Source organism: Klebsiella sp. K47 (assembly GCF_051858335.1).
In the GTDB taxonomy this organism is placed as follows: domain Bacteria; phylum Pseudomonadota; class Gammaproteobacteria; order Enterobacterales; family Enterobacteriaceae; genus Klebsiella; species Klebsiella pneumoniae.
Genome location: NZ_JBPYUI010000578.1, coordinates 1 through 211, shown reverse-complemented (window position 1 = coordinate 211; position 211 = coordinate 1). Strand labels below are relative to the sequence as shown.

Here is a 211-nt window from a genome sequence, read left to right as displayed (position 1 = left end):
ACCCTCACAATGGGTCGAATGGGCAGCGCGTTTTTATTTGGCAGGGCAGGTGGAGTGTGGAAACTTGTGTCCAAACTCGATGACCTTCGGCAGTCTTCCACTGGTTCAACGTGAGCCTGAACTGTGGGCCAAAATAGGCGATAAGTTACTTTCAACAGAATACGATGAACGTGATGTACCGATTAGCCAGAAAAAATCGATTTGGCTGGGC

At 48.8% G+C, this 211-nt stretch carries 1 pseudogene; it reads left to right on the top strand.

Features of this window, described 5'->3' with window-relative positions:
* Positions 1–211, top strand: a pseudogene (locus RRF55_RS29295) (isovaleryl-CoA dehydrogenase); the annotation flags it as partial.